We start from the raw sequence: 9102 nt of genomic DNA, 5'->3' as shown, positions 1-9102 counted from the left end.
TGGCGCGGGCGCTCGAGAACGTCGGCCTGCTGGAGATAAGCCTTCTCAACCACTCCATCAAGCACACCGACTTCTTCCTCGGCGTCAACGTTCTCGGCTGAGCTCCGCCTACCCTGAAAAGGACAGTCACATGCGCGTTTTCGTCACTGGCGGGACCGGCCATTCCGGTTCGTACATCATCCCCGAGCTGATCGCCGCGGGGCACGACGTGACGGGCCTGGCCCGGTCGGACACCGCCGCGGCGGTCCTGTCCGCGCTCGGCGCGAAGGTCCGTCGCGGCAGCCTCGAGGATCTCGACGGGCTCAAGGAGGCGGCCACGGACTCCGACGGCGTCATCCACGTCGCACACCGGCAAGACCTGCTACCGTCCGGCGGGATCGACGCCGTGACCGCCGCCGAAGTCCCGGTCATTCTCGCGTACGGCGAGGCACTCGCGGGAACCGGAAAACCGCTGGTCGCGGCGGGTAGTATGGCCTCGTCGTCATTCGGGACCCTGGGGCGGCCTGCCACCGAGGAAGATCCCGCCCTGCCCAGCGGCGATGAGTACAAGGGCACCCTGCGATTTCGTAACGCCGTGGAACTCGCCGTAATCGGCCTCGCCGAGCGGGGAGTGCGGTCTTCGATCGTGCGGTTTCCCACCATCGCGCACAGCACGACCGATAGTGGCGGCTTTCTCCCGGGGTTGATCGCGCTCGCGAAGGAGAAGGGCTTCGCCGGCTACCCCGGCGACGGCGCGAACCTGTGGGGCGCCGTGCACATCCGCGACGTCGCTTCCTTGTTCCGCTTGGCGCTGGAGAAGGGGCCGCCCGGCAAATATTGGCACGCGATTGAAGACGGGGGTATCCCGTTCCGCGAGATCGCCGAGGCCATCGGCAGCCGTCTGGGCCTGCCCGTCGTGAGCATTCCCGCGGACGTACTGATGCTGCCGGGATACTTCGGCCTTTACACGAACCTGGTCGCGATGTCGCTGCCGGCCTCGAACCTCATCACGCGCCAGATGCTCGGTTGGGAACTCACTCAACCCAGCCTGCTCGCGGATTTGGACAACGGCCATTACTTCTCCGGCCAGCTGACAGCCTAGGCACACCAACAGAATTCACACGCACGAAGTCTGACAAGCCACGAGGAGTGACCATAACCACGTTCGCCCCGCACCGCGACACCTTGGAGTCCTTCGTCGACTGCATCAACGGCGGCGCAGACACAGACACCCTCGCCCGTCTGCTCGCCGAGGACGTGGTGCTGTACGGCCCGTTCGGCGATGAGCCGATCACCGGCCGCGAGGTCGCCGTGGAAACCATAAAAACCGTCAACGGACTCTCGTCCGACGACACCTATCTGGAGGTCCTCAGCGGTGAGACCCACCACGCCGCACACTTCCGGCTGCAAGTTGGAGAGGCTGCGGTCAGCGGAATATTCTTCGTCTTGCTCGACGCGGACGGCAAGATCGCCGAGGCGAGCATCTTTTACCGCACGCTGCCGGCCGGCGTTGCGCTGCAGCAGAACCTTGCGGATGCACTCGGCATGCAGCCCTGGAAACTTCTCACCGATGTTGAGCAACGCTGAAGCCCGATCCCGAGACAATTCGATCCCCCAGCCGGGGAGCGGCCGCAGAGGCATCCGGCGGTATGGGATGCGGCACCGGATTGATTCATCTGATGAATCATCATTATTGTCCGCATCCCAATTACGGTGTGTCGAATCAAACTGCACCGCAGTACATTACGTCTCTTGACATGCTACCGCCCCGGCGGGCGAGTCATAAAATATATTGCTACACAACATGATGCTGGCCCGAGACTGCCGATCAAGACGCGATGAACGCGAGCAGATCCGGGTTGAGGACATCCGCGTGCGTGGTCAGCATGCCGTGAGGGTAGCCAGCATAGGTCTTCAACACGCCGTTCTGGAGTAGGTCGACCGCTCGGGGGACCGAGTTGGTAAACGGAACGATTTGATCGTCGTCGCCGTGCATTACCAGGACGGGGACGGTGATCCTGCGCAGATCCTCGGAGTAGTCCTGCAGCCAGGAAGACACTGTCTCATAGTGAGCGTGGGCGCTACCCGACATGCCCTGTCGCCACCAGTTCGCGATAACCGCCTCGGACGGGTCCACCCCTGCTCGGTTGAACCCATAGAACGGCCCCTCCGGCACCGCGCGAAAGAACTCCGATCGATTTCCCAAGACACCCGCCTGCACCGCGTCGAACCACTCCTGGGGTTGCCCGCCCGGGTTGTTCTCGGTCTGCACCATGCTCGGCGTCGGGGAAGACACCAATACCGCCTTGGCGACCCGCTCCTGGTGGCGCGCCACGTAGCAGGCGACCTCAGCGCCGCCGGTGGAGTGCCCAATATGGACGGCCTCGTGCAGGTCGAGCTGCTCGGCCAACGCGGCCAGGTCGGCGACCCAGTGCTCCATGTCATTGCCGTTGCCGGTCTGCTCGGATCGGCCATGCCCGCGCCGATCGTGCGCGATCACCCGATAGCCCTGGTGCAAGAAGAACATCATCTGCGCGTCCCAGTCGTCGGCCGTCAGCGGCCAGCCATGACTGAAAACGATCGGCTGACCAGAGCCCCAGTCCTTGTAGAAGATCTCGACACCATCCGACGTAGTGATGGCAGGCATAGTCGCCCCCTCGCAGTTGACCCCTCGCGAGCGCTTCTCGCGGTCGACTGACAGTCAACCGCAAACCACAAGGTTTTTCCTGCGAGCTCTCCGCACAATTGGAACAGGCAGCAGCGGATCAACTCCAAGCCTGACGGAGTCGATGTCATGGCCAAAGCATGCCGCAGGACACCGACACTAATAGCGACGTGCGAAAGCGATGCCTTCTCGCCTACCTGACATAATGTTGCTTATCGGCAAACGCTACACCGAGGTTGAGTAGGTGAAAGCGCTCGCACCCCTTGACGATTGAGTACTTCGCAGCGCCCGCGTCTGCGCCTATGCGCGCAGCCACCGACCTCCAACAGAACGCACCGAACAGATCGCGGTTGAGGCCGGCACGTCGACCGGACCAACGTTCGGCGCCGAGGCGATCCTAACTGCACTTGATCCATAGGCCCGCCAATCGACCACCCGTCCCCGCTCCTGCCGCACCACCGGTAATACGTCACTGTGACGAATTACTCTGGCCCGCAAGGGCTATCGGAACATCGCTTCTGCCGCGACGCGGATCGATCGATGGGGCCTGGAGTCGCTCGCATTCGGCCCCGTGTCGGTTTAGCCGCTGACCGATGTTGCGGGTTTGGTGGCGCGGATGATCGCGCCGTGCATGCCGTCGGCAACCTCGTGCGTGAAGGCCACGGAGGCATCGACGAATCCGACGGCGGCCAGGCCGTCGAGGTATTCCTGGTTGGACAAGGCTCCGGCGATGCAGCCGACGTGAGACCCGCGTTCGGCGCGTTGCACGGCGGTAAGGTGATCCTCGGCGACGACGTCGGAAACCCCGATCCGCCCGCCGGGCACCAGAACCCGGAACATCTCGGCGAGCACGGCCGACTTGTCGGACGACAGGTTGATCACGCAGTTGGAGATCACTACGTCGACAGCTGCGTCGGCCAGCGGGATGTCCTCGATGGTGCCCTTGCGGAATTCGACGTTGGTGACACCGGCTTTCGCCTTGTTCGCCTCGGCCAGGGCAAGCATCTCATCGGTCATGTCAACGCCGTAAGCGAATCCGGTCGGACCGACCCGGCGGGCCGAGAGCAGCACGTCGATGCCGCCGCCGGAGCCCAGGTCCAGGACGCGTTCACCGAGGTGCAGGTCGGCGACCGCGGTCGGGTTGCCGCACCCCAGGCTGGCCGCGACGGCTTCGGCGGGCAGCTCAGAGTGCTCGTCGTCGCCGTAGAGACCGGCGCCGAAGATGGTGCCGACGTCGACCGAATCGCTCGACCCGCAGCAGCTCGCCGCGGTGAGCACATCGCTGTTGGTCGCGCCGCTGCTGATCGCTGTGGCAGCCGCGCCGTAGCTGGCGCGAACCTGATCCCGCAGTTGGCCATCCGTAGTCTCGGCCATTCCGATACTCCTCTCATCGACAGATGTCTATGGGACATAGAATGCACGATCCATCGATGACTGTCAATGTGTGCCATACTGGGTTCCATGCCTACGACGATCCCGACCTCGGCGCAATCCGATGGATCGCTACTTGTGGCCGATCTCGAGGCGTGCTGTCGCCCCATCGCCGATACGGTGCTGGATTCAGCGGCCGCTGAGCGGCTGGCCGCCATACTCAAGGCGCTGGGTGAGCCGACCCGGCTGCGGCTGGTGTCGTTGATAGCCGGCCATGAAGGCGCTGAAGCATGCGTCTGTGACCTGACCAGCCCGGTCGGTTTGTCCCAACCGACGGTGTCACACCACCTCAAGATCCTGGTCGAGGCCGGCCTGCTAGAACGAACCCAACGCGGCAAATGGGCCTACTACCGGCTAGTGCCGGCCACTCTGGATGCACTCGCCGGCGTATTTGCTCGCGCCGGCCGATAACGGACGGTTCGTGGCTGGCCACCAGGGCGTTACATGCCCGCGCCGCCCCCGGACACCCCCGCCTCCCTCCCCTGCCTATCGCCGGCGATATGTCACTGTGACGGATGTTGTTGCAGCGCAAGGATATTAGGATACTGCGTTGGCCGGTGTCAGTTCTGTTTGTGTCCCCACCGCATCGGGCGCGGGCGGCGATGTGTGTCGGTGGACCAGAGGTGGCCACAATCGGAGCACTGCAGGTGAACCAGCGTGCCCTGGTTGCTCAGCAGATACTGCCAGTGCGTGTCACAGTTTCGGCTGCTTCGGCAATCACCACATTGGGTGCGGTGATCGCAGCACGGGCACGGCAGCCATGCGCGGCGGCTGCGGTCGGCGGTCGGATCAATCGGCAGCACGAGCACTGGTCCGTTCGGGCAGAACACCGGCGTGGACCAACTCGTCGTAGACCCGCTGTTGCTCGTCGTCGAGATTCGAGTACAGCATGTCGTAGGCCTTCTGCTCCTCGCTCAGGACGGCGACGGGGTTCCAGTCGTCACCGATCGCTTCGAGCACAGCGCTGCGTCTGCGCGCCTCATCGAGGGTCAGGTCATAGGCAAAGTCGAGGTCGGCCATCGCGCTCCCAGCCATTAGATATGCAAACGAACGGTCAGGATGACCCGATTGCCGTTGGTCGGGCCATGACCTAGGTCACTGTTCCCGGTTGACGTTCGTCACACTTGGCGCCGACATCCACAGCACTGACAATCCGACGAGCGCGGGTGCGACGACGCGCGCCGCCGGTCTGCCGCATGCCTGAACCGGCCCGTGAATCCCCCGATCCACCTCCCCGCCCATCGCCGACAATACGTCACTGTGACGAATAATCTTGTGGCGCAAGGTTATTGATAACACAGCGACGCGTCGATGATTGCCCGTCTAGCCCGATGCGACCACCGAGGCGGAGCTCCGGGAAGCCAATGGTTGGATGCGCCATTCCCGTCGGGAAGATTGATCTGAAGCGGCTGCGGTTTCAGGATGTGTGCGCCGGGAAGTACATCTCTTGTCGCACCGTGCACACCAGTTCGCCATTGCGATTGAACATCGTGCCACTCGCCAGCGCCAGCGAGCCAGCGCTGCTCGGTGACGACCCGTCGTAGAGAAGCCAATCCGACAACGCCGCCGGAGCGTGAAACCACACCGAATGGTCACGCTGAGCTGACCCGCCGACACCACCGCGTGCCGCATACGCCGGTTCGGTCAACGTCACCGCCGACAGGTAAGCCACCAGGCTGGCGGTCAGCACCGGATTATCGGGAACCTCCCCATCGGGTCGCCACCACATCAGCGCCCGTGCGGGTGGAGCGACCTCGGTCTCGACGATCCGGCGCTCGAACCAGCGCAGGCTCGACCACCGCCCTTGGGTGCTCGCGTCGGACTCCGCCAGGTGCGGGGCAACCCACGGCAGCGATTCTGGACTGGAAGCCTCCGGCATGGGCGGTTGGTAGACCACCTGAGCGGGTGCGGAATCGGCAACTTTGAACGAAGACATCGCTTCCATCAGAATCACGCCGTCTTGGCGTGCAGTGACCCGTCGCGCCGAAAACGTCCGGCCTTCTTGGAGATCAACGACCTCGAAGTCCACCGGCCGACGCGAATCGCCCGACCGCAGGAAGTACGTGTGGACGCTGTGCGGTGCGCGACCGGGCGCGGTGTGGCTTGCCGCCAACAAAGCCTGAGCCGAAATATGTCCGCCGAGAATGTGGTTGGCGGGCGCGGGCAGCTGCTGCCCGACGAAGAGCCACTGGTCGACCCTCTCGAGCTCCAAGGTGGCGAGCACGTCGCCCAGCGAAGATGACATCAAGACGTATCTTGCCGGATCATTGCTCACGCGCTGAGTCGCCGGTACCGCTGAAGCCGCCGTAACGCCTGCGCCGACGCCGGCCCCGACGTCGACCGCAGCGCGTTGTCGAGTCGCGCGCGTACGGCGAGGATGTCGAGATGCATCCCGATCGCCACTAAACAGTTGGCCTCGGCCCCCGGCGGTGCCTTCCCGATGTGGATTGCGTTACCCACCAGGTTGACGACGTAGCCCTGGACAGTCGCGCGGTGCCGCACCGCAACGATGCCTTTCAGCCTGAACACCTGGTGCGGCGGCTGTTCGAGAAGATCGAACAGGGCATCGGGGTCGACGCAACCTGAGCTGCTGACGGTGACGGCATCGGCATGGACGTGGTCATGGTCGTGCTCGGACACCAGATCCAGAAAGGAGAGCTGCCCATCCTGCCCGGACGTGGCAGACGCGTCGAAGAGTAGTCCTGGGTCTATCCGGCCACCCGTTGTGCCCACGACATGTGTGCGCGGGTTACGTTGCGCCGCCCGCTGTGCGACGCGCTGCACCACAGCCGACCGCTCCTGCTCGGGCACCTGGTCAAGCTTGTTGACCACAATCAGCGACGCCGCGCCATAGCGCACCGGCGGGAGGGTGCCGCGGTCGACGGTGTCGAAGTGGTTGAGGGCATCGACGACATCGACAAGCCCACCCGGACGGACGCCGCGTATCTCACTGAAGCCGATGATCCGCGCGATCGCCACAGGGTCGGCCAAACCACTGGCCTCCACGATGATGGCGTCGAGGCGCCGAGCCGGGTCGGCGAGCTTGACGAGCGCGTCATCGAGCCCACCGCCGTCGGGCAGGCAACAGATGCATCCTCCGGCGATCGAGGCCGGCTCGTCGACCTGGCCGGCCACCAGGCTGGCGTCGATGTTGATGTCTCCGAAATCGTTGACCACCACACCGATTCGTGTGCCAGGTTGGCGTAACAGGTGGTTGAGCAGCGTCGTCTTGCCGGCGCCGAGATGACCGGTGAGCGCGATGACGGGGATCGCAGCCACAGCCTTACCCTCCGCATCGACGTTCGGACACCCGATGCTAACCGGCGCGGCACCACGGCCTGGGCCCTGCCCGGCGGCCCGCCGTAATCGATGCACGGCGGTCCCTCTGCGGACAGCCGAGGGTTAAATAGAGCAGTCGCTCTGTTATGGTGATCGCATGCCACGCCCGCGCGTACATGATCCCGACGTCGTGCTCGACACCGTCGAGGACCTGGTGGCGCGCGCGGGCCCAAGCGCGGTGACCATCCGCGCGATCGGTGCGGCGGTGGGTGTCTCCAACGGCGCTGTGTACCACACCTTTACATCGCGGGGCGGTCTGATGGGCCAGGCATGGCTGCGGGCGGGTAGGCGATTTCTGGCGGCGCAGACGGCGCTTGTCGACAAGGCCGCCGCCGGTAGCGACGCAGACGGTCCCGTCGCAGCCGTGGTGGCCGCCGCTGACGCGCCGGTGGTGTTCACCCAGCAATATCCCGGCTCATCAACGCTTTTGTTGCGTGTGCGCCGCGAGGAAGTCCTCGCCGACGATGTTCCTGACGATGTTGCCGACGAACTGCGAAGCCTCGACAAGCTTCTCGTCGCGTTGATGGTGCGGCTTGCTGTTGCGGTGTGGGACCGCAAAGACGCGGGAGCGGTGGATGCGATAACGAGCTGTGTCGTCGATCTGCCCACCGCGCTGCTGCTCCGTCGAGATCGCCTCGGAAGTGCCACAGCGCGTGCGCACCTGCACGCGGCTGTCCGCGCTGTGCTGGAGGTAGGACCGCCGCCTCTCCGCCGACGACGCGACTGACCAATCTTGCGAAATACGAAAGGGATTCAGAGGAAACACATGACGGTGCAACTGGACTACGACGACAAGATCGCCATCGTACACCTGGGTGGAGATGAGAACCGTTTCTCCCCCGCATTTCTGGATGACATCGACGATGCGCTCGACCAAGCCCTCTCAGACGGCGCCCAGGGGCTGGTGACCACCGCCGGCGAAAAGTTCTACTCCAACGGCCTGGATTTGGATTGGCTGAGCGCTCACACCGACCGGGCTCAGTGGTATATCGGCCGTGTGGACCAACTGCTCGCGCGCATGCTGACGCTGCCGATCCCCACGGCCGCCGCCGTGGTCGGTCACGCGTTCGGCGCCGGAGCGATGCTGGCCGTCGCGCATGACTTCCGGGTGATGCGCGCCGATCGCGGGTACTTCTGTTTTCCCGAGGTCGACATCCGCATCCCGTTCAACCCCGGCATGGCCGCGCTCATCCAATCCAAACTCACTCCTCGCGCGGCAGTCGCCTCGATGACTACCGGCCGACGCTTCAGCGGCCCCGATGCAGAACAATTCGGCATCGTCGACATCGCCTGCCCGGCGGACGCCGTCACCGACACCGCCGTCGCCGAACTTCGCCCATTGCAGGGCAAGGATCCGGGCACGCTCGGCGCGATAAAAACGACCATGTTCGGTCACGTCGTGCGCGCACTAACCGACCACGATGGGTCGCCCTGAAACAGACTGTGCCGCTTGCCCAATGCGCTGACGAACTCGCATACCGCTCGAATTCTGCTCATCGACACTACGTCCGTCCTGTATGGTCGGCATGTCTGCCGGCGCAAGGAAGCAGAGGGCATTCGATGGCGAAAAGGCTCCCCGACAACGCCTTCACGTCGCCCCATATTTTGGATCCCGGTCTTCGCAAGGTGGCTCGATTCGTGCCTCGGGGCTACGCCTTGCACCGGGGCCTGAAGCTGCAGCGCGCCCT

General features: G+C 64.3%; 10 protein-coding genes and 1 pseudogene. 6 read left to right on the top strand and 5 right to left on the bottom strand.

Annotation, left to right across the window (positions count from 1 at the left end):
• Window positions 1-130: 130 nt before the first annotated feature.
• Together Q0W90_RS20620 and Q0W90_RS20615 are read left to right on the top strand one after the other, a co-directional pair.
• Window positions 131-1081, top strand: a complete 951-nt coding sequence (locus Q0W90_RS20620) for an SDR family oxidoreductase (RefSeq protein ID WP_297776263.1) — start codon at window positions 131-133, stop codon at window positions 1079-1081.
• Window positions 1082-1164: 83 nt separating this feature from the next.
• Window positions 1165-1566, top strand: a complete 402-nt coding sequence (locus Q0W90_RS20615) for a nuclear transport factor 2 family protein (protein ID WP_297598368.1) — start codon at window positions 1165-1167, stop codon at window positions 1564-1566.
• A 241-nt stretch (window positions 1567-1807) separates the two neighbouring features.
• On the opposite strand, the gene Q0W90_RS20610 is transcribed toward Q0W90_RS20615, so the two are convergent.
• Complete coding sequence (locus tag Q0W90_RS20610) at window positions 1808-2626, bottom strand: alpha/beta hydrolase (RefSeq protein ID WP_297598370.1); 819 nt, start codon at window positions 2624-2626, stop codon at window positions 1808-1810.
• Between the two features lie 597 nt (window positions 2627-3223).
• Window positions 3224-4018, bottom strand: a complete 795-nt coding sequence (arsM, locus tag Q0W90_RS20605; RefSeq protein ID WP_297697744.1) for an arsenite methyltransferase — start codon at window positions 4016-4018, stop codon at window positions 3224-3226.
• An 87-nt stretch (window positions 4019-4105) separates the two neighbouring features.
• Between arsM and Q0W90_RS20600 the strand changes: the two genes are divergently transcribed.
• Entirely contained in the window at window positions 4106-4486 is a 381-nt protein-coding gene (locus Q0W90_RS20600) for a metalloregulator ArsR/SmtB family transcription factor (protein WP_297598374.1), read from the top strand.
• 378 nt (window positions 4487-4864) lie between these two features.
• On the opposite strand, the gene Q0W90_RS20595 is transcribed toward Q0W90_RS20600, so the two are convergent.
• The 3 genes from Q0W90_RS20595 to Q0W90_RS20585 all read right to left on the bottom strand — a co-directional run bounded on the left by Q0W90_RS20595 (window position 4865) and on the right by Q0W90_RS20585 (window position 7354).
• Window positions 4865-5095 carry a DUF6400 family protein gene (locus tag Q0W90_RS20595; RefSeq protein WP_297598376.1) on the bottom strand — a complete coding sequence of 77 codons (231 nt, stop codon included), beginning with the start codon at window positions 5093-5095 and terminating at the stop codon, window positions 4865-4867.
• A gap of 397 nt (window positions 5096-5492) precedes the next feature.
• On the bottom strand, window positions 5493-6320 hold the full coding sequence (locus Q0W90_RS20590; protein WP_297598378.1) for an acyl-CoA thioesterase domain-containing protein: 828 nt from the start codon (window positions 6318-6320) through the stop codon (window positions 5493-5495).
• Window positions 6321-6346: 26 nt separating this feature from the next.
• The gene (locus Q0W90_RS20585; RefSeq protein WP_297598380.1) at window positions 6347-7354 is read right to left on the bottom strand and encodes a GTP-binding protein; all 1008 of its coding nucleotides are present in this window, start codon (window positions 7352-7354) and stop codon (window positions 6347-6349) included.
• A gap of 157 nt (window positions 7355-7511) precedes the next feature.
• Here Q0W90_RS20585 and Q0W90_RS20580 point away from each other — a divergent pair, with 157 nt between their 5' ends.
• The 3 genes and pseudogenes from Q0W90_RS20580 to Q0W90_RS20570 all read left to right on the top strand — a co-directional run.
• Entirely contained in the window at window positions 7512-8141 is a 630-nt protein-coding gene (locus tag Q0W90_RS20580) for a TetR/AcrR family transcriptional regulator (RefSeq protein WP_297697746.1), read from the top strand.
• Between the two features lie 39 nt (window positions 8142-8180).
• Window positions 8181-8849, top strand: coding sequence for an enoyl-CoA hydratase/isomerase family protein (locus Q0W90_RS20575; RefSeq protein ID WP_297598384.1), 669 nt, complete (start codon window positions 8181-8183; stop codon window positions 8847-8849).
• Between the two features lie 125 nt (window positions 8850-8974).
• Window positions 8975-9102 (top strand): annotated as a pseudogene (locus Q0W90_RS20570) (alpha/beta hydrolase); the annotation flags it as partial.

This window comes from Mycobacterium sp. (assembly GCF_025933915.1).
GTDB lineage: Bacteria > Actinomycetota > Actinomycetes > Mycobacteriales > Mycobacteriaceae > Mycobacterium.
Note: the sequence above shows the minus strand (reverse complement) of the source record. Positions and strands in the feature narration are given on the sequence as shown.

Coding starts and splice junctions, on each gene's coding strand:
- Q0W90_RS20610 (WP_297598370.1), bottom strand. CDS start 2,626: ATGCCTGCCATCACTACGTCGGATGGTGTCGAGATCTTCTACAAGGAC.
- Q0W90_RS20575 (WP_297598384.1), top strand. CDS start 8,181: ATGACGGTGCAACTGGACTACGACGACAAGATCGCCATCGTACACCTG.
- Q0W90_RS20620 (WP_297776263.1), top strand. CDS start 131: ATGCGCGTTTTCGTCACTGGCGGGACCGGCCATTCCGGTTCGTACATC.
- Q0W90_RS20595 (WP_297598376.1), bottom strand. CDS start 5,095: ATGGCCGACCTCGACTTTGCCTATGACCTGACCCTCGATGAGGCGCGC.
- Q0W90_RS20580 (WP_297697746.1), top strand. CDS start 7,512: ATGCCACGCCCGCGCGTACATGATCCCGACGTCGTGCTCGACACCGTC.
- Q0W90_RS20600 (WP_297598374.1), top strand. CDS start 4,106: ATGCCTACGACGATCCCGACCTCGGCGCAATCCGATGGATCGCTACTT.
- arsM (WP_297697744.1), bottom strand. CDS start 4,018: ATGGCCGAGACTACGGATGGCCAACTGCGGGATCAGGTTCGCGCCAGC.
- Q0W90_RS20590 (WP_297598378.1), bottom strand. CDS start 6,320: ATGTCATCTTCGCTGGGCGACGTGCTCGCCACCTTGGAGCTCGAGAGG.